Source organism: Streptomyces sp. NBC_01515 (assembly GCF_045040345.1).
GTDB lineage: Bacteria > Actinomycetota > Actinomycetes > Streptomycetales > Streptomycetaceae > Streptomyces.
Window position 1 is genome coordinate 1,805,299 of sequence record NZ_CP109416.1, and the last position, 17,970, is coordinate 1,823,268.

The window sequence follows — 17,970 nt, forward strand, 5'->3', positions numbered from 1 at the left end:
CGACCATATCGACCGAATGACGACTCCGTGGGGCGACCGCGCCCTGGCCCGCTTCCCCGAGGACCCGCGCGACCGGCTGCGCGCCTGGGACGCCTCCGACGAATACCTTCTGCGGCAGCTCGCGGAACAGGACACACCGCTGTCCGGCACGGTCGTGATCGTGGGCGACCGCTGGGGCGCCCTCGTCACGGCGCTCGCGGAGCACGGTCCGGTGCAGATCACGGACTCGTTCCTCACCCAGGAGGCGACCAGGGCGAACCTCGCGCGCAACGAGGTCGACCGGGATTCCGTACGACTGCTCACCACCCAGGATCCGCCGCCCGAGCGCGTCGACGTGCTGCTCGTGAGGGTGCCCAAGAGCCTTGCGCTGCTGGAGGACCAGTTGCTGCGGCTGGCGCCCGCGGTGCACGCCGAGACGGTCGTCGTGGGCACGGGCATGGTGAAGGAGATCCACACCTCGACGCTGAAGCTGTTCGAGCGGATCCTCGGCCCGACCCGGACCTCGCTGGCCGAGAAGAAGGCCCGGCTGATCCACTGCACGCCCCGGTCGTCGGCGGCACGTGGCACCAACCCGTGGCCGCACAGTTACGCCCTCCCCGACGGCATCGGTGTTGTCTCGGGGCGGACCGTGGTCAATCACGCGGGTGTGTTCTGCGCCGAGCGCCTCGACATCGGTACGCGTTTCCTCCTCCAGCATCTGCCCTCAAGTCCCGGACTCGGCAAGGTCGTTGACCTCGGGTGCGGCAACGGTGTCGTCGGTACGGCGGTGTCACTGGCCGATCCGGAGGCCGAAGTCCTGTTCGTGGACGAGTCGTTCCAGGCCGTGGCCTCGGCGGAGGCGACGTACAAGGCCAACGGCGCACCCGGACATGCCGAGTTCAGGGTCGGGGACGGGCTGGTCGGGGTCCCGGCCGACAGCGTGGACCTCGTGCTGAACAATCCCCCGTTCCACTCCCACCAGGCGACGACCGACGCGACGGCCTGGCGGATGTTCTCCGGTGCGCGGCGCGCGCTGCGGCCGGGCGGCGAGCTGTGGGTGATCGGCAATCGTCATCTCGCCTACCACGTGAAGCTGAAGCGGCTCTTCGGCAACAGCCAACTGGTGGCCAGCGACGCGAAGTTCGTGGTGCTGAAGGCCGTCAAGCGGTAGCCCCACCGCGTCCGGCGAGCACGCCGATGATCCGGGCCACCGCCTCCACCATCGCCTCCCGTCCCACGCTCAGGTACTTGCGGGAGTCGACCGCCTCGGGGTGTGCGGCGAGGAACGCGCGGATCGCTCCGGTCATCGCCTGGTTGAGGGCCGTGCCCACGTTGACCTTGGTGATACCGCCGGCGACGGCCGCGGTGAGTTCGTCGTCGGGGACTCCTGAGGAGCCGTGCAGGACGAGGGGGACGTCCAGGGTCGCGGTGAGCCGCTTGAGGAGGTCGTGGTCGAGGGTGGCCGTACGGGTGGTCATGGCGTGCGAGCTGCCGACGGCCACGGCGAGTGCGTCCACGCCGGAGTCGGCGACGAAGGCGCGGGCCTGGGCGGGGTCGGTGCGTGCGCCGGGTGCGTGGGCGTCGAGGGGCGGCTCGCCGTTCTTGCCGCCGACCTCTCCCAACTCGGCCTCGATCCACAGCCCTTGCGCGTGTGCCCAGTCGGCGGCGGCGCGGGTCGCGGCGAGGTTCTCGGCGTAGGGCAGGCGGGCCGCGTCGTACATGACGGAGCTGAAACCGGCGGCCTGCGCCTGTCGCAGAAGGCCGTCGCTCTGGACGTGGTCGAGGTGCAACGCCACTGGTACGGCGGCCCGTTCGGCGGCGGCGACGGCCGCGCGGGCGAGCGGGAGGAGGCGGCCGTAGCGGAACTTGACGGCGTTCTCGCTGACTTGGAGGACGACGGGGGCGCCGGTGGACTCGGCGCCGGCGATGACGGCCTCGACGTGTTCCAGCGTGATGATGTTGAAGGCGGCGACCGCGGAGCGGGCGGTGGCGGCGCGGGTGACGAGCTCGCCGGTGGTGACGAGGGGCACGGTCTTTCCTTTCCTGGCCTGGAGTTCCGGGCTTCAGGGGGCGAGGATCACCGAGCGGGTGAGATGGCGCGGGCGGTCGGGGTCCAGGTCGCGGTACGCGGCGACGGCGACCGCGAGGCGCTGGGCGCGGACGAGTTCGGCGAGCGGGTCGAGGCCGCCCTCGATCCACAACCCGCCGGTGGCGCCCACCTGTTGGGCGAGTCCCTCGGGTGCCTCGCCGAGCATCCAGGTGGCGGTGCCGTGGGTGGTGATGCTGATCGGGCCGTGTCGGTACTCCATCGCCGGGTAGGCCTCGGTCCAGGACAGTGAGGCCTCGCGCATCTTCAGCCCGGCCTCGTTGGCGAGCCCGACGGTCCAGCCGCGACCGAGGAAGGTGAACTGCGTGCAGGCGACGAGCTGTTGGGGCAGTCCGGCGGCGAGCGCGGTGCGGGCGTCGGCGACCACCTCGTCGGTGTGCAGGCCCAGGTGGGCGCGGAGCAGGGTGACGGCGGTGGTCGCGAACCGGGTCTGCACGACGGACCGTTCGTCGGCGAAGTCGAGCACGACCAGCTCGTCGGCGGCCGTCATGACCGGCGTGTGCGGGTCGGCGGTGATCGCGGTGGTGCGGGTGCGCCCTCTCAACTCCCGCAGGAGTTCCAGCACTTCGGTGGTGGTGCCGGAGCGGGTGAGGGCGAGGACCCGGTCGTACGTCCGCCCGTGCGGGAACTCCGAGGCGGCGAAGGCGTCGGTCTCACCCTGGCCCGCCTCCTCGCGCAGGGCGGCGATCGCCTGGGCCATGAAGTACGAGGTGCCGCAGCCGACGATCGCGACCCGCTCCCCCGGCGCCGGCAGCGCGTCCCGGTACCGGGACGCCTCCGCCGCGGCGCGTATCCAGCACTCGGGCTGACTGTTCAGCTCGTCCTCGACGTAGGTCATGCCGTACCTCTCCCCGTTGATGCTTGTTCCTGCAAGATATAGCGAGCTTTCGAGCACAATCAAGCATGAGGACCAAGGGAACGTGCGCTAGGGTCGCGGAGAATCGAGGAACGGAGAGTGAGTGCGGATGTCGCGCGACGCCCGCTGGAAGGTGCTGCTGGAGCTGCTCGTCGAGCGCGGCCGGCTGGACGTCGAGGAGGCCGCGGCCGACCTCGCGGTGTCGGCCGCCACGATCCGCCGTGACTTCGACCAGCTGGCCGAGCAGCAGATGCTGGTGCGCACCCGGGGCGGCGCCGTCGTGCACGGGGTGTCGTACGAACTGCCGTTGCGCTACAAGACCGCCCGGCACGCCTCCGAGAAGCAGCGCATCGCGAAGGCGGTCGCCGAACTCGTCGCGCCCGGTGAGGCGGTGGGCCTGACCGGCGGTACGACGACCACGGAGGTGGCCCGCGCCCTGGCCGTGCGCAGCGACCTCACCTCCGGAACGCCCGCGCTGACCATCGTGACCAACGCGCTCAACATCGCCAACGAGCTTGCCGTACGGCCCCAGTTCAAGATCGTGCTGACCGGCGGGGTCGCGCGACCGCAGTCGTACGAACTCGTCGGACCGCTCGCCGACGGGGTGCTCTCGCAGATCACCGTCGATGTGGCGGTGCTCGGCGTGGTCGCCTTCGACGTGACGCACGGTGCGGCGGCCCACGACGAGGCGGAGGCCGCGATCAACCGGCTGCTGTGCGAGCGCGCCGAGCGTGTGATCGTCGCGGCCGACTCCAGCAAGCTCGGGCAGCGGGCGTTCGCCCGGATCTGCTCGGCGCAGGCGGTGAACACGCTGGTGACGGACGCGGGGGTCGGGGCGGACATGGTGCGGCGGTTCGAGGAGGCGGGCGTCGAGGTCGTCGCCGTGTGACGGCGGAGCCGCGCCGGGCCGCCCCGGACACCCGGTCAGTGCTTGGTCAGGACCTCGAAGCGCAGGTGGGTGATGTCCGGCGACTCGCGCGTCCAGAGCCGGCGGAGTTCGACGGGACCGCCGAGGTGGTCGAAGAGCCGCTTGCCCGCGCCCAGCAGCACGGGCACGAGCATGATGTGCACCTCGTCCAACAGGCCGACGTTCAGGGCCTGTTGGGCGGCGGTCGCACCGTGGACGCCGACGTCCCCCTCGCCGGCGATCTCCTTGGCGCGGGCCACCGCGGACTCGATGCCGTCGGTGACGAAGGTGAACACGTCGGGGGCGACGACGTCCGCCGGGTCGGGGGCGCGGTGGGTGAGCACCACACAGGGAACCTTCCCCACCGGCCCTCCGTCGCCCCAGCCGCCCTCGCCTTCGCACACGTCGTAGGAGTGCCGGCCCATGAGGACGGAGCCGACGCCGTCGGCCATCTCGGCGAGGACCCGGGCGTCGGCGTCGTCCATTTCCTGGACCCATCGGTGCAGGCGTTCGCCGCCGACGCCGAGGGGGTTGGCGCGGGTGTCGTCCGGGGCGGTGATGAAGCCGTCCAGGGACATGGACATTCCTGAGATCACTTTGTCAGTCATGTCAGGTAGACCTCCCGCGCCGCCCGAACTCATCGACTGAGCGGTCCGCGGTCCGTCAGCCGAAGACCTTCACAGCCTGGTAGTACGTCCACGCCGTGCTGTCGCAGGTGGTCGCGACGGCGCTGCTGTAGCCGGCACAGACGCGCTTGAGATCGTCGTAGAGGGCGCTGTCGAGCCGCGACTTGTTGGCGCTGAAAGCGTTCGCGGCCTTGTAGTTGCGGTAGCCGAAGTCGTGGCGGGCGCAGGAGGTGGCGAAGGGGAAGCCGAAGGGGTTGTCGGGCGAGGCGGAGCAGTAGTCGGTGGACCAGTCGAACCCGTAGGCGGACCAGGCGGTTCGGTTGGCGCGGGCCGCGGCCCAGAGCTTGTAGCTCGACGCGCTGGTCTGGGTCCAGCCGGAGAGGACCTGGGGCTTGTCGGCGGGGGCCGCGGTGGCGGCTGTCGCGGTGGCGACGACGGCTGCCAGAGCCAGAGTTGAGGCGGCGAGACCGGTGGCGAGTCTGCGGTGCATCCAACACCTCCATGAGACCGCGATCCGCCCGTCGGATCACAGGTTCATGACAAGATGATTTACACGTCGACCACGCCTTCACACCGCATGTGTCCCAATGACCCGTCAACTCTCGGACATGCCGGGAGTTCGGGACATGAACCCCATGCGGGAATCCGGCAGAGGGGGACAGTCAACACCCCTGCTGCCGACCGGAGTTCAGGTTCTCGGGGCAGTCTCAGGACGACGGCGTCAGGGGCAGGTCGTCCGTGAAGGCGTTGACCGGTTGGGCGATGTTCCGGGTGCCGTGGACGTCGAGGGCCGCCGCCGCGGTGCGTGTGCCGAGCGTGCCCTGTGTGTGCCAGGTTCCGGTGACGGCCAGCCAGGTGTTCGCGGGCGGCGCGGGGGTGCCGTGCATGTGGACCTTGACCGTCTGGGCGTCCGCCGCGCAGCAGGTGAAGATGATCCGGGTCAGGTCCCAGCCGCCGCCCGGGACCGGCGTCGCGAAGCCGGTCATCTCGACGCTGCGTCCCTTGATGGCCAGTTCCCTGTCCTGCTGGACCCGGGTGGTGAAGTCCGTGAGGGTCATCGGCAGGGGTGAGGTCGCGGGCAGGGCGGCGAACCCCTTCTGCTTCTTGACGGCCTCACTGCCCGCGTGGGAGGCGGTGTAGGCGCCGAGGGCGGGTGGGGCGTAGAAGAGGAGGCTGAGCGCGGGGAGGAAGAGCAGCCAGGCGATGCGGGGGGCGGTGGAGTGGTCGTGTCCATGGCCGTGCTCGTGGTCGTGGTCGTGGGTCTCCGCGTCGCCCGCGCCGCGGTCGAACATCGCGTGTGCCAGGCCCAGGAGCAGCAGGAGGGCGCCGGAGATGATCAGGAGCGGGCGGAGGCCCTCCTTGACGTAGCGCAGGTAGAGGTCGGTGAAGAGGGCGGTGTGCAGGAGGCCCAGGCCGGTCAGGACCAGGAGCGGTACTTGGGCGGTGCGCTTCACAGCAGGGCGCCTCCGATCAGGACGCTGGCGGCCACGGCCACGACGGTGGTCGCGGTGGAGAAACGCACCGCGAACGCCCGGCCGAAGGTGCCCGCCTGAAGGGCGATCAGCTTGAGGTCGACCATCGGGCCTACGACCATGAAGGCAAGGCGCGCGGTGGGCGAGAAGCCGGTGAGCGAGGCGGCGACGAACGCGTCCGCCTCGGAGCAGACCGCGAGGACCACGGCGAGCCCGGCGAGGAACAGCACGGACAGCCAGGGCGAGCCCGAGAAGGTGTCGAGGACCGAGCGCGGCACGGTCACGTTGAAGGTGGCCGCGGCCATGGCGCCCAGCACGAGGAAGCCGCCCGCGTGCAGGAAGTCGTGCTGGAAGCCGAGCCGGAACTCCGTGAAGCGGCTGTGCCCCGACCGGTGTCCGGTGTGCCGCACGACCGGGCGCAGCCACTCCTCACGCCCCAGCCAGAGCCATAGCCAGCCCATGACGGCGGCGGTGGCGAGCGAGGCGAGGAGCCGGGCCAGCACCATGGCGGGGCTGCCCGGGAAGGCGACGGCGGTGGCGGTCAGCACGATCGGGTTGATCGCGGGCGCCGAGAGCAGGAACGCGAAGGCGGCGGCCGGGGTGACACCCCGGCGGATCAGGCTGTTGGCGACCGGCACGGACGCGCACTCGCAGCCCGGCAGGACCACGCCCGCGATGCCCGCGACGGGCACGGCGAGCGCGGCCCGTTTGGGCAGCACCTTGGTGAACAGGTCAGCCGGGACAAAGGCGTTGATGGCCCCGGACAGGGCGGTGCCCAGGAGGAGGAAGGGCAGTGCCTGCACGGTGATGGCCAGGCAGACGGTCCGCCAGGCGGCCACGGCGGGGTCGTTCAGCCATGGCGTGCCCGACAGCACGAGGACGGCCACCGCGAGGCCGAGCGCGATGACGGCCGCGGGCGGGGGTCTGCGAAAGGTGCGGCGCCGGCGCTCGGGTGGGTGGGTGGCGGCCGGGATCGCCACCTCCGTCACATCAAGCAGCTCATCCGTTTTTGGCATGTTTGCTCCGAATGTCTGATGTTGCGACAGAACATAGTACGGTTCTCGCGTGATCAGCCGACTGTCCGTCAGCATCGTCCGCGCGTGTCTGCGGGACGGGCGGGGCGGAAGTCCGACGGCGGTGCTGGACGAGGCGCCGTTGAGCGACGAGGAGCGGTGCCGGATACCGGTTCTCGCCGGGACGTCGCACGCCGTATTCGTCGCGGTGCGCGGGTCGGCCGTGTCCCTGCGCTTCTTCACCGCCGAAGGCGAACTGCCCGCGTGCGGCCACGGTACGGTCGCCGCCCTGGCCTTCCTCGCGGAGCGTGCCGGAGGTACGGAGTACCGGGGCAGGCTGCGTGCGGCGGGGCGTTCCTTCGCCGGGTGGGCCGTACGGGAGGGGGCGCGGGTGCGTGCCGCCTTCGAGCCCGGTCCCGTCGAGTTGCGTGAGCCGACCGCGGCCGAGTGCGGGCTCGCCCTGCCGGCGCTGGGTGTCGGCAGCGACACGCTCGCGCCCGGTGCCCGGGTCGCCTCGGTCGGGCGGGAGCGGCTGCTGGTACCCGTCGCCTCGCGGTCCGTGCTCGCCGCGCTCGCCCCCGACTTCGGTCAACTCCGGTCGGCCTGCGACCGGTTCGGACTCCTCGGCTGCTACGTCTACTCGGTGCCGACGCGCTCGGGCCGGATCGCGGCGCGCATGTTCGCGCCGTCGATCGGCGTCCCGGAGCACATCGCGAACGCCAACAGCACCGCCTGCCTCGCCGCCGACCTCGCGGAGCGGGGTGTCACCGGGATCGCCGTCGACATGGGCGACTCGCTCGGCAGCCCCGCCACGATCACCGCGACGGCCCGGCCCGGGGCAGCCGTACAGGTGGGCGGCACCGCCGAGGTCGTGGGCGCGGTCTTGCCGTCGTAGCCGACCGGTGTCGGTCTAGCTTGCCCGGACCCTGGCCAGCACCTCGCGGATCAGGTCCGCGCTGATCGTGAAGTGGCCCCGGGCGATCTCCTCGGCGCGCTCGGGTTCGCCCGCGGCGATGGCCTCGTACAGGGCCTTGTGGTCCTCGCCGCCCTGGTGGAAGTGGGTCTCTTCGCCCTTGCCCCAGGGCTCGACGGGGAAGCCGAGGCTGATGCGGGCCAGCAGGTCCTGACTGAGCATGACGATCTGCGGGTTGCCGGTGGCGGCGCGGACGGCCTGGTGGAAGGCGCTGTCCGCGGTGTGCGCGTCGCGCTGGGTGTTCGCGGAGAGGTAGGCGGACAGGGCGTCCCGCATGGGTTCGAGGTCCTTCGCACTGCGGCGTCGGGCCGCCGTCGCCGCGACCATGCCCTCGACCAGGCCGCGCAGGTCGAAGAGTTGCTCGAACTCCTCCCAGCGGGGCAGCAGCGTGTGCCGGACGGCGGCGGCCGTCGACTCGGTCCAGCTGTCGCGGACGTAGGTCCCGCCGTTGCGGCCGCGCCGGATCTCGACGACGCCCACGGCCTGGAGGCGGGCGACCGCCTCGCGGACGGTGGGGCGGCTGACCCGCAGCAGGCCGGTGAGTTCGCGCTCGGCGGGCAGCCGTTCGCCGGGCAGGAAGTCGCCGACGGCGATCGCGGTGAGCAGTCGGTCGGACACCTCGTCGACCGCCGAGGCGACCCGGACCGGGCGCAGCGCGGAGGTCGGGGAGCCGCCGAGGAGGACGCGGTCGAGGACGCGCGAGAACTCGTCCCCCGCTTCGGATGCCTCAGGTACGGATGTCAGCTGTCCTCCCCCTTCGGTGCCGCTTCTGTAAACGCGGGCGGGCCACGTGAACTCGCCGTTACGTCTTGCCCAGCCCCCGCTAAAAGGTCTTGTGCGCTGACCTTTTACCCAATCACCATCACAGCCATCCGTCACTTCCTTTTCCGTTTCCACCCGAGGCCGGTTCGCGTCCGGCCCGTCTGGGAGGCCCTCGCGTGGCGATTCCCGCACCGAATCACACCGGCACCGTCGACTTCAACGGCCATTCGACCTGGTACCGGATCACCGGCGAACCCGGCAGGACCCCCCTGGTCGTCCTGCACGGCGGACCCGGCGCCGGTCACAACTACACCCTCAGCATCGCGGGCATCGCCGAACAGGGCCGCCAAGTGGTGCACTACGACCAGCTCGGCATCGGGCTGTCCACCCATCTGCCCGACGAGGGCGCCGACTTCTGGACCGTCCAGCTCTTCCTCGACGAACTCGACAACCTGCTCAAGGAGTTGGGCATCGCCGATGCTTACCATCTCCTCGGCCAGTCCTGGGGCGGCATGCTCGCCGCCGAGCACGCGGTACGCCGGCCGGCCGGGCTGCGCGGGCTGGTCATCGCCAACTCCCCCGCGTCCATGGAGCTGTGGCTCGCGGCGGCGGCCGAACTGCGCGCCCAACTCCCGCCCGAGGTCCAGCGCACCCTGCTCGCCCACGAGGCGGCCGGTACCACCGACCACCCCGACTACCTCGCCGCCGAGCAGGTCTTCAACGAACGCCATGTGTGCCGACTGGACCCCAACCCGCCCGAGGTGCAGGCGACTTGGGAGAACATCGCGGCCGATCCGACCGTGTACCACACGATGAACGGGCCGAACGAGTTCCATGTCGTCGGCACCATGAAGGACTGGTCCGTGATCGACCGGCTGCATCTGGTCGAGGCACCGACCCTGCTGGTGTCCGGCCGCTACGACGAAGCGACTCCCGAGACCCTGCGCCCGTTCGCCGACCACATCCCCGACGTGCGCTGGCACATGTTCGAGCACTCCAGCCACATGCCGCACGTCGAGGAGGAGGAGCTCTACCTCCGGGTCGTGGGCACCTTCCTCGACTCCACCGACTGAGCCCCTTCGGCCCATCCCCCGGCCCGCCCAACCGCCGTTCCCCCGACGGGAGTTCCCTGGATGTCCCGCAGCACGAGACGAGGCGCGTTCGCCGCCGCCACCGTCGCCCTCGCCCTGACCACCGCCGCCTGTTCGTCCTCCGACAGCGGCTCCTCCGATCCGACCACGTCGACGTCGTCGGCGACGGCCGGCTCCGCCGCGTTCCAGCCGCAGCACAAGGGCGGGACGTTGAAGCTCGTCGCCCACGCGGCCGGCGGCAGCTTCGATCCGCAGGTCAACTACACGCTCCAGTACTGGCAGTTGTACCAGTCGATGTACGACGGGCTGCTGTCGTTCAAGAAGGTCGGCGGCCAGGAGTCATTCACGGTCGTCCCGGACCTGGCCGCAGCGATGCCCAAGGTCACCAACGGCGGCAAGACGTACACCTTCACGCTCCGCAAGGGCATCAGCTTCTCCAACGGCAAGGCACTGACCACGGACGACGTGGTGGCGTCGTTCCAGCGCATCTTCAAGGTCTCCAGCCCCACCGCCGGCACCTTCTACAACGGCATCGTCGGCGCCACCGCCTGCCTGAAGACGCCCGCGTCCTGCACCCTCAAGGGCGGGGTGACCGGCGACGCGAAGGCGAACACGGTCACGATCAACCTGACGGCGGCGGACTCGGAGTTCCCGTACAAGCTGGCCGTCCCGCACGCCAGCATCCTGCCCAAGGACTCGCCGACGAAGGACGCGGGCACGAAGCCGCTGCCGACGACCGGCCCGTACATGGCGGCCTCCTACGACCCGAACCGTGCGCTGGAACTGGTGCGCAACCCGCACTTCAAGGAGTGGTCGCGGGCGGCCGAGCCGCAGGGCTACCCGGACCGGATCGACTACACCTTCGGGCAGACCGTCGAGTCCGAGGTGACCGCCGTCGAGAACGGCCAGGCGGACTGGATGTTCGACCCGCCACCCGCTGACCGGCTGAACGAGATCGGCACCAAGTACGCGTCCCAGGCGCACGTGAACCCGCTGACCGCGTTCTGGTACGCGACGCTGAACGTCAACTCGGCCCCGTTCAACAACAAGTTGGCGCGCCAGGCCATCAACTACGCCGTGGACAGATCGGCCGTGGTGCGGCTCTACGGCGGCACCAACCTCGCCTCCCCCGCGTGCACGATCCTGCCGCCGGGCTTCCCCGGGCACGTCGACTCGTGCGACTACACCAAGGGCGGCGGAAAGACCTGGACGGCCGCCGATCTCGCCAAGGCCAAGGCGCTGGTGAAGAAGTCCGGTACGGCGGGGCAGGAGGTCGGCATCGTCGTGCAGGACGACGACGTCAACAAGTCGATCGGGCAGTACCTGCAGAGCCTGCTCACCCAGCTCGGCTACAAGGCGACGCTCAAGCCGCTGTCCGCGAACATCCAGTTCACCTACATCCAGAACACGAAGAACAAGGTCCAACTCGCCCTGACGTCCTGGTACCAGGACTATCCGGCCGCCTCGGACTTCCTGAACGTGCTGCTGTCCTGCGCCGCGTTCCACCCGGGAAGCGACTCCAGCATCAACATCTCGGGCTTCTGCGACAAGGGCATCGACGCGAAGATGCGGACCGCGCTGAAGACCGCGCAGACCGACCCGACGGCGGCGAACAAGCAGTGGGGCGCCATCGACCAGTCGGTCATGCGGCAGTCGCCGGTCGTCCCCCTCATCAACCCGAAGATCATCGACTTCACGTCGAAGCGGCTGGGCAACTACCAGTTCAGCAAGCAGTTCTACATGCTCGTCGGCCAGACATGGGTCAAGTGAGCACCGCCGCAACCGAGTTGGCCACCGTCGAGGCCCGGCGCCCGCCGGGCCCCTGGCGGACGGCCAGCGCCGACCTGCTGCACAACAGGTCGGCGCTCGCCGCGGCCGTCGTCCTCTTCCTCGTCGTCCTGGCGACCCTCTGCGCACCGCTGTACGCGCACCACATCGCCCACACCGACCCCTTCCAGTCCCATGTCTCCGGCACCACGGTCGTCGACGGGAGGACCGTGCCGGTACTCACCCCGAGCAGCACCGGCCTCGGCCTCGGCGTCACCCCGATCGGCCCGACCTGGGACCCCGCCCACTACTTCCTCGGCGCCGACAACCAGGGCCGCGACGTCATGGCCCGCCTGCTCTACGGCGGCCGGACGAGCCTGTTCATCGGGTTCACGGCGGCGCTGCTCACCTGCGCCCTCGGCACGGTCGTCGGAGTCGTCGCCGGGTACGCGGGCGGTGTCGTCGACGCGGTCATCTCCCGTGTCCTGGACGTCATTTGGGCGTTCCCGGTGTACCTGCTCGCGATCTGCCTCTCGGTCGTCCTGCTCACCGACGGGCTGCACCTCGGACCGCTCACCGTCGACGCCGGGAGTCTCTGGCTGCCCGTCGCGATCATCGCGGCGATCTATGTGCCGTACATCGCGAGGCCGTTGCGCGGTCAGGTGCTGGTGCTGCGGAACAAGGAGTACATCCAGGCGGCCATCGGCTCCGGGGCGCCGACCGTGCGCATCCTGCGCCGCGAGGTACTGCCCAACGTGCTGCCGACGGCGATCGTCTTCGTTCCCCTGATGACCGCACTCGCGATGCTCACCGAGTCCGCGCTGTCCTTCCTGTCCGTCGGGGTCCAGCCACCGGACGCCAGTTGGGGCACGATCATCGAGGACGGACTCGGGCTGCTCTACACCCGGCCCGCCGTGACGATCGCCCCCGGCCTGCTCATCGCGCTGACCACGGCGGCGCTCAACGTCCTCGGCGACGGGGTGCGCGACGCGCTCGACCCGGGCGCCCGGCTGCGCGGAGGGGTGTGAGAGTCATGCTCCGGTTCATCGTCAAACGCTTCGCGTCCGCCCTGCTGGTGATGTTCGCGATCAGCGTGCTGGTCTTCCTGATCTTCTTCGCCACACCGGGAGTTGATCCCGCAGCGCGCATCGCCGGCCGCAACGCCGACCCCGCCACGCTCGCCCAGGTCCGGCACTCCTTCGGCCTCGACCGCCCGATGCCCATCCGCTACTTGCTGATGATGCGGCACCTTCTCATCGACCGTGACCTGGAGTCGTTCGTCAACCGCGGCTCCCGTGTCATACCGCAGATCGTGCAGGCCACTCCGGTGACCCTGTCGCTCGTCATCGGCGCCGCGCTGATCTGGATGACGGCCGGCATCATCATGGGCACGGCAGCGGCGGCCCTGCGCGGCAAGGCGGCCGACCCGGTCATCATGCTCGTCGGCGTGGTCGGGGTCTCGCTGCCGGCCTACTGGCTCGGCGAGGTCGTCAACCTCATCACCCAGAAGCAGCTGCACAGTTCGGTCTTCTCCTGGGTACCGCCACCGGGCTACGTCGACCTCAGCCACGACCCCGGCCAGTGGGCCCTGCACCTCCTCTTCCCCTGGCTCACCCTCGCGCTGCTGTACGCCGGGATCTACGCCCGGCTGCTGCGCGGCGAGGTCGTCAGCGCCCTGAACGAGGACTACGTCCGTACCGCGCGCGCCAAGGGCCTCTCCGAGCGGCGCATCCTGATCCGCCACGCCCTGCGCTGCTCCCTCATCCCGATCGTGTCGCTGTTCGGCCTGGACTTCGGCGCGCTCGTGGGCGGGGCGGCGCTGCTCACCGAGGTCGTCTTCGGCCTCCCCGGCATCGGCAAGCTCACCTTCGACGCCCTGCAGAACCTGGACCTGCCCGTGATCATGGGGACCGTCCTGTACGCGGCGTTCTTCGTGGTCCTCGCCAACGCGCTGGTGGACATCCTGTACGCCCGACTCGACCCGAGGGCCCGCCATGCCTGACCAACCCCTGCTGGACGTACGCGACTTGAGGGTGTCCTTCCGCACCCGCCGGGGCTCCGTCACCGTCGTCGACGGCCTGTCCTTCTCGGTGTCGCCCGGTGAAATCCTGGGCGTGGTGGGCGAGTCGGGCTCCGGCAAGAGTGTTTCGATGCTGGCCGTACTGCGCCTGCTGACCAGTCCGAACGTGACCGTCGAGGGCGAAGTCCGCTTCCGTGGCCGGGACTTGCTCACCCTGCCCGACAAGGAGATGCGGGCGGTACGGGGCCGGGAGATCGCCATGGTCTTCCAGGACCCGATGACCGCGCTGACCCCCGTGTACACCGTGGGCTGGCAGATCGCCGAGCAGATCCGGGCGCACGAGAAGGTGTCCCGCAAAGAGGCGCACGCCCGTGCCGTCAGGCTCCTCTCCGACGTCGGCATCCCCGACGCGGCCTCCCGCGCGAACGCCTACCCGCACGAGTTCTCCGGCGGCATGCGCCAGCGCGCGGTCATCGCGATGGCCCTCTCCTGCGGCCCGGCCCTGCTGATCGCCGACGAGCCGACCACGGCACTGGACGTGACCGTCCAAGCCCAAATCCTCGACCTGATGCGGGAGTTGAACACCCAGGGCTCGGCGGTGGTCCTCATCACGCACGACATGGGCGTCATCTCCCAGATCGCCGACCGGGTCCTGGTCATGTACGGCGGCCGAGCGGCCGAGGAGGGTCCGCGCCTGGCGGTGTTCCACGGACCGCGGCACCCGTACACGTGGGGGCTGCTGGATTCCGTGCCCCGGGTGGGCGGTCCCCGGCTGCGGCGGCTGCCCACCATCGCGGGGATGCCTGTGGCGCCGGGGAGTCTGCCGGAGGGGTGCGCCTTCGCGCCCCGGTGCCGGTTGCGGCACGAACGGTGCGAGGAGCGGCCGGTGTTGAGAGCGGGCCCGGTCCTCGACTCCGGCGCCGACCTCGGTGACACCGCGCACCGCGACGCCTGCTGGCTGCCCGACGACGACCGCGCTTCCCTGCGCCTGACCTCGCGCGCGGCGGCGACGGACGTACCGGACCTGGAACGAGAGGCGACACCGTGAGCGCGTCAACACCGTCGACCGAGGTACTGCTGCGCGCCTCGGAGGTCACCAAGCACTATCCCCTGCGTTCCGACGGGTTCTCCCGGCACCGCGAAGTACTCCGTGCCGTGGACGGTGTGTCGTTGGAGGTGCGGGCCGGTGAGACGCTCGGCATCGTCGGCGAGTCGGGCTGCGGCAAGTCCACGCTGGGGCGCTGTCTGGTCCGGCTCACCGAACTCACCGGCGGCCGGGTCGAGTTCGACGGCCGGGACATCAGCACGCTCTCCACGCGCCGGCTGCGTCCCGTACGACCGGGCATGCAACTGGTCTTCCAGGACCCGCAGGCCTCCCTCAACCCCCGTCGTCGTGCCGGGGACATCGTGGCGGAGCCGCTGCTCGTGCACCGGTACGGCGACGGGGCCGCCGTGCGCCGTCGGGTCGCCGAGCTCTTCGACGTCGTAGGGCTGGCGGCGGCTCATCTGGACCGGTATCCGCACGAGTTCTCGGGCGGGCAGCGGCAACGCATCGGGATCGCGCGGGCGTTGGCGACGAACCCGAAGCTGATCGTCGCCGACGAGCCGGTATCGGCGCTCGATGTGTCCATCCAGGCGCAGGTGTTGAACCTGTTCGCCGATCTGCAGAAGGAGTTCGCGCTCACCTACGTGTTCATCGCGCACGACCTCGGGGTGGTCCGGCATGTGTCGGACCGGATCGCGGTCATGTATCTCGGGGAGATCGTCGAACTCGCCGAGACGGAGGCCCTGTACAAGGAGCCCGCGCATCCGTACACACAGGCGCTGTTGTCTGCCGTACCGGACATCGACGACGGGACGTTCACCGATGAGGCCCCGCGGGAGCGGATCGTGCTCACCGGTGAGGTGCCCAATCCGGTGGACAAGCCGACGGGGTGTCCGTTCCGGACCCGGTGCCCGTACGCGCGTGAGCGCTGTGCGGTGGAGCGGCCCCGGCTGACGACGACGGCCTCCGGGCGCCGGACCGCCTGCCACTTCCCCTTGATCGACTGAGGGTGCGGAGGGCGGACCCGGCATGATGGCCCGTATGCGCATTCGTATCGACGCCGTCGAGCTGCCCGGCCGCACCTTCCCCGCCCCCGCCGACAAGCCCGTCCAGGCGTACGACAACGTCCATGTCGCCGTGCAGCGCCGGGACCGGCCGGCCGAGCTGCTCGATCCGCAGCCGGGCGACGCCGTGTCCGCGAGCTGGAACCTGGAGTGCGCGGCGGAGGTCTCGCCGGACGGCATCGTGGTCACGGGCCCCTATGTGCAGCACCGGATGGGTCTGCGGTTCGTCTATCTGTCATGGGGGACGGTCGACGCGGCCGGTCTCTTCACCATGTTCCGGCGTGCCAAGCTCATGCTCGACTCCGTGCCCGACGACGTCCTGGCCGCCGCCGCGCCCGACGGTCTGCTGGTCGGGCGGCTCGGTCTGACCGACGCGAACGGCGGCCCGCTGTGCGCGCGGGTGGACCCCCCGCGCATCACCTGGACCGCCGCCGCCCGCTAGCTCTCGTAGCTCTCGGTCAGGACGCCGAATCCTTCTTGTTCGTCGCCAGCCGGTACGCCTGGGTCGGGGTCATCGCGACGCCGTTCAGGCTGACCGTCTTGAAGGTGCTGACCTTGGCGCAGGACTTCGACTGGTCGGCGGTCGAGGCCTGGGCGTTGGAGGTGGCCGCCTTGGTGTCGGCGGGGGCCGGCGACGAGCCGGCGCCGGGGTACGTCGTGCCGCTCGGCCAGTCCGTGCCGATCACCAGGGTCAGGCCGGTGCCGGTGCCCTGCTTGAGGTGCGAGGAGGAGAGGCCGATCGCGCTCGCCACCGTCTGGGCCTCGGCCTTCTGGTCGGTGCCGTAGGTGAGCGTGGTCGTGGTCGCGCTGACGGAGGCGTTGCCCGTGGTGGTGTCGGAGCTGAAGCCGCCGTCTATCAAGGACGTGGCGACCGCCGAGGCACGCCCGCTGATGCTGGTGCCGTTCTCCACCGTCACGGCGATCTGCGCGGCGGGTACGGCCACCGCCGTGGCGGTCGCGGTGGCCGCCGAGGACTTCTTCCCGGAGGAGGTGGTCAGCGACTGGTCGTTGGCGATGGTCGCGAACAGGCTCTTCGCCGCCGTCGCGGGCACGACCCGGTCGGCGTTGTTCGGGTCGGCGCCGGTCTGCATCGTGGTGAACGTCATGCGCTTCGTGGGAACCTTGTCCAGGTCCGCGGCGAGCCCGATGAGCTTCTTGACGGTGCCGAGGCCGGTGTCCACGGTGAGCGCCTTGGTGGCGGCGTCGGCCAGGTTGTAGACCGCCGTGGGGTCGGTGAGCGTGCCGGCGCTCTTGAACTTGCGGATCATCGCGCTCAGGAACAGGTGCTGGGAGACGGTACGGCCCAGGTCGCTGCCGTCGCCGAAGCCGTGCCGGGAGCGGACGAACTCCAGCGCCGCGTTGCCCTTGAGCGTGTGGGTGCCCTTGGCGAGCTTCAGGTGCGAGTAGGTGTCGTAGACGTCGGCGTCGACGCACACCGAGACACCGCCGACCGCGTCGGACATCTTCACCACACCGGAGAAGTCCATCTGCACGAAGTGGTCGATGGTGATGCCGGTGAGCGCGTGCACGGTCTTGACCTGGCACTCCTGGCCGTACTGCAGCGCGCTGTTGATCTGGCCGTAGTAACCGGCCGTCGACTGGCTGCTGTCCGGGTCCTTGCAGGCGGGGACCTGGGTCATGGTGTCGCGCGGGATGCTCATCACGGTGGCGTTCGAGCGGTCGGCGGAGATGTGCACCACCATCTCGACGTCCGCGTTGCCGTTCCCCGTCTGCACGCCGGTCGACGAGCAGCCGCCGCCGAGCTTGCAGTCGGTCGCGCTGCTCCGGGCGTCGCTGCCCATCACGAGGAGGTTGATCGGCGTACGGCCGAAGGCGTCGGCCTTCTCCTTGCCGCCCGCGCCGTCGTCGATCGCGATGCTGTTGATGTTGCCGTTCAGGTGCTCGTAGAACCACCAGCCGGCACCCGCGGTCACCATGATCAGCACCGACAGGGATATCGCGCTGATCTTCAACACCCGCTTGCCGCCCGGGCCCTGCTTGACGCGGCGGCGCGAGGCGGCGCGGCCACGTGCGCGGGATCCGCCGCGCGGGGCCTGCCGGGCCGCGGCGCGGGCGGCGGCCCGGCCGCCGGTGGGCAGCGGTTCGTCGGCCTCGCTCGCACGCGGCCTGGGCACGCCTCGTGTGCGGCTGCGCGTGGCGTGTCCCACGGGGCCGTCCCCGAGGTCGGTCATCTGGCACTCCCACGTACGGTCGGGCCGTTCAGGCCGTTCGATGCTGCGGCCAGGGGCGCGCGGCCGTGTCGGGTCGGGCGAGGCAGAGGGTCCGCC

At 70.5% G+C, this 17,970-nt stretch carries 18 protein-coding genes; 10 read left to right on the forward strand and 8 right to left on the reverse strand.

Annotated features, from left to right (window positions below):
• Positions 1 to 16: 16 nt before the first annotated feature.
• Positions 17 to 1,150 carry a methyltransferase gene (locus OG407_RS07870; protein WP_405868327.1) on the forward strand — a complete coding sequence of 378 codons (1,134 nt, stop codon included), beginning with the start codon at positions 17 to 19 and terminating at the stop codon, positions 1,148 to 1,150.
• Here OG407_RS07870 and OG407_RS07875 read toward each other — a convergent pair.
• Both OG407_RS07875 and OG407_RS07880 read right to left on the reverse strand, forming a co-directional pair.
• Positions 1,140 to 2,009 carry a ketose-bisphosphate aldolase gene (locus tag OG407_RS07875; protein WP_405856339.1) on the reverse strand — a complete coding sequence of 290 codons (870 nt, stop codon included), beginning with the start codon at positions 2,007 to 2,009 and terminating at the stop codon, positions 1,140 to 1,142. The genes OG407_RS07870 and OG407_RS07875 overlap by 11 nt on opposite strands.
• A 33-nt stretch (positions 2,010 to 2,042) precedes the next feature.
• Entirely contained in the window at positions 2,043 to 2,924 is an 882-nt protein-coding gene (locus OG407_RS07880) for an SIS domain-containing protein (RefSeq protein WP_405856341.1), read from the reverse strand.
• A gap of 127 nt (positions 2,925 to 3,051) precedes the next feature.
• On the opposite strand from OG407_RS07880, the gene OG407_RS07885 reads away from it, so the two are divergent.
• On the forward strand, positions 3,052 to 3,831 hold the full coding sequence (locus OG407_RS07885) for a DeoR/GlpR family DNA-binding transcription regulator (RefSeq protein ID WP_405856343.1): 780 nt from the start codon (positions 3,052 to 3,054) through the stop codon (positions 3,829 to 3,831).
• Between the two features lie 35 nt (positions 3,832 to 3,866).
• On the opposite strand, the gene OG407_RS07890 is transcribed toward OG407_RS07885, so the two are convergent.
• From OG407_RS07890 to OG407_RS07905, 4 genes are all read right to left on the reverse strand, one after another.
• Positions 3,867 to 4,457, reverse strand: a complete 591-nt coding sequence (locus OG407_RS07890; RefSeq protein ID WP_405856345.1) for a dihydrofolate reductase family protein — start codon at positions 4,455 to 4,457, stop codon at positions 3,867 to 3,869.
• A 55-nt stretch (positions 4,458 to 4,512) separates the two neighbouring features.
• Positions 4,513 to 4,965 carry a phospholipase gene (locus tag OG407_RS07895; protein WP_405856347.1) on the reverse strand — a complete coding sequence of 151 codons (453 nt, stop codon included), beginning with the start codon at positions 4,963 to 4,965 and terminating at the stop codon, positions 4,513 to 4,515.
• Positions 4,966 to 5,182: 217 nt separating this feature from the next.
• On the reverse strand, positions 5,183 to 5,929 hold the full coding sequence (locus tag OG407_RS07900) for a TIGR03943 family putative permease subunit (protein WP_405856349.1): 747 nt from the start codon (positions 5,927 to 5,929) through the stop codon (positions 5,183 to 5,185).
• Complete coding sequence (locus tag OG407_RS07905; RefSeq protein ID WP_405856351.1) at positions 5,926 to 6,963, reverse strand: permease; 1,038 nt, start codon at positions 6,961 to 6,963, stop codon at positions 5,926 to 5,928. The genes OG407_RS07900 and OG407_RS07905 overlap by 4 nt, the downstream gene beginning before the upstream one ends.
• A gap of 49 nt (positions 6,964 to 7,012) precedes the next feature.
• On the opposite strand from OG407_RS07905, the gene OG407_RS07910 reads away from it, so the two are divergent.
• Positions 7,013 to 7,855 (forward strand): PhzF family phenazine biosynthesis protein, encoded by an 843-nt coding sequence (locus OG407_RS07910; RefSeq protein WP_405856353.1) that lies wholly within the window; start codon positions 7,013 to 7,015, stop codon positions 7,853 to 7,855.
• 15 nt (positions 7,856 to 7,870) lie between these two features.
• Here OG407_RS07910 and OG407_RS07915 read toward each other — a convergent pair whose 3' ends face one another.
• On the reverse strand, positions 7,871 to 8,551 hold the full coding sequence (locus OG407_RS07915) for a FadR/GntR family transcriptional regulator (protein ID WP_405856354.1): 681 nt from the start codon (positions 8,549 to 8,551) through the stop codon (positions 7,871 to 7,873).
• Positions 8,552 to 8,871: 320 nt separating this feature from the next.
• Between OG407_RS07915 and OG407_RS07920 the strand changes: the two genes are divergently transcribed.
• Genes OG407_RS07920 through OG407_RS07950 form a run of 7 tightly spaced genes read left to right on the forward strand, consistent with a single transcriptional unit; the run spans position 8,872 to position 16,124 of the window.
• A complete protein-coding gene (locus OG407_RS07920; protein WP_405856356.1) occupies positions 8,872 to 9,768 on the forward strand; it encodes a proline iminopeptidase-family hydrolase in 897 nt (298 codons plus the stop codon).
• A gap of 60 nt (positions 9,769 to 9,828) precedes the next feature.
• Positions 9,829 to 11,556 carry an ABC transporter substrate-binding protein gene (locus tag OG407_RS07925; RefSeq protein WP_405856358.1) on the forward strand — a complete coding sequence of 576 codons (1,728 nt, stop codon included), beginning with the start codon at positions 9,829 to 9,831 and terminating at the stop codon, positions 11,554 to 11,556.
• Positions 11,544 to 12,581, forward strand: a complete 1,038-nt coding sequence (locus OG407_RS07930) for an ABC transporter permease (RefSeq protein ID WP_405856360.1) — start codon at positions 11,544 to 11,546, stop codon at positions 12,579 to 12,581. The genes OG407_RS07925 and OG407_RS07930 overlap by 13 nt, the downstream gene beginning before the upstream one ends.
• 5 nt (positions 12,582 to 12,586) lie before the next feature.
• Positions 12,587 to 13,555, forward strand: a complete 969-nt coding sequence (locus OG407_RS07935) for an ABC transporter permease (RefSeq protein WP_365306728.1) — start codon at positions 12,587 to 12,589, stop codon at positions 13,553 to 13,555.
• Positions 13,548 to 14,621, forward strand: a complete 1,074-nt coding sequence (locus OG407_RS07940; protein ID WP_405856362.1) for an ABC transporter ATP-binding protein — start codon at positions 13,548 to 13,550, stop codon at positions 14,619 to 14,621. Before OG407_RS07935 ends, OG407_RS07940 begins: the two co-directional genes overlap by 8 nt.
• Positions 14,618 to 15,625 (forward strand): ABC transporter ATP-binding protein, encoded by a 1,008-nt coding sequence (locus OG407_RS07945; protein WP_405856364.1) that lies wholly within the window; start codon positions 14,618 to 14,620, stop codon positions 15,623 to 15,625. Before OG407_RS07940 ends, OG407_RS07945 begins: the two co-directional genes overlap by 4 nt.
• 34 nt (positions 15,626 to 15,659) lie before the next feature.
• Positions 15,660 to 16,124, forward strand: a complete 465-nt coding sequence (locus OG407_RS07950) for a DUF5990 family protein (protein ID WP_405856366.1) — start codon at positions 15,660 to 15,662, stop codon at positions 16,122 to 16,124.
• 16 nt (positions 16,125 to 16,140) lie between these two features.
• On the opposite strand, the gene OG407_RS07955 is transcribed toward OG407_RS07950, so the two are convergent.
• Positions 16,141 to 17,874: an LCP family protein gene (locus tag OG407_RS07955; protein ID WP_403601916.1), complete on the reverse strand. Its 1,734-nt coding sequence runs from the start codon at positions 17,872 to 17,874 to the stop codon at positions 16,141 to 16,143.
• Between the last annotated feature and the right edge of the window lie 96 nt (positions 17,875 to 17,970).

What these genes read in the sequence shown, in the direction of transcription:
- OG407_RS07870 (WP_405868327.1), top strand. Translation starts at nt 17, where the DNA reads ATGACGACTCCGTGGGGCGACCGCGCCCTGGCCCGCTTCCCCGAGGAC.
- OG407_RS07880 (WP_405856341.1), bottom strand. Translation starts at nt 2,924, where the DNA reads ATGACCTACGTCGAGGACGAGCTGAACAGTCAGCCCGAGTGCTGGATA.
- OG407_RS07885 (WP_405856343.1), top strand. Translation starts at nt 3,052, where the DNA reads ATGTCGCGCGACGCCCGCTGGAAGGTGCTGCTGGAGCTGCTCGTCGAG.
- OG407_RS07890 (WP_405856345.1), bottom strand. Translation starts at nt 4,457, where the DNA reads ATGACTGACAAAGTGATCTCAGGAATGTCCATGTCCCTGGACGGCTTC.
- OG407_RS07895 (WP_405856347.1), bottom strand. Translation starts at nt 4,965, where the DNA reads ATGCACCGCAGACTCGCCACCGGTCTCGCCGCCTCAACTCTGGCTCTG.
- OG407_RS07905 (WP_405856351.1), bottom strand. Translation starts at nt 6,963, where the DNA reads ATGCCAAAAACGGATGAGCTGCTTGATGTGACGGAGGTGGCGATCCCG.
- OG407_RS07925 (WP_405856358.1), top strand. Translation starts at nt 9,829, where the DNA reads ATGTCCCGCAGCACGAGACGAGGCGCGTTCGCCGCCGCCACCGTCGCC.
- OG407_RS07930 (WP_405856360.1), top strand. Translation starts at nt 11,544, where the DNA reads ATGGGTCAAGTGAGCACCGCCGCAACCGAGTTGGCCACCGTCGAGGCC.
- OG407_RS07935 (WP_365306728.1), top strand. Translation starts at nt 12,587, where the DNA reads ATGCTCCGGTTCATCGTCAAACGCTTCGCGTCCGCCCTGCTGGTGATG.
- OG407_RS07940 (WP_405856362.1), top strand. Translation starts at nt 13,548, where the DNA reads ATGCCTGACCAACCCCTGCTGGACGTACGCGACTTGAGGGTGTCCTTC.
- OG407_RS07950 (WP_405856366.1), top strand. Translation starts at nt 15,660, where the DNA reads ATGCGCATTCGTATCGACGCCGTCGAGCTGCCCGGCCGCACCTTCCCC.
- OG407_RS07955 (WP_403601916.1), bottom strand. Translation starts at nt 17,874, where the DNA reads ATGACCGACCTCGGGGACGGCCCCGTGGGACACGCCACGCGCAGCCGC.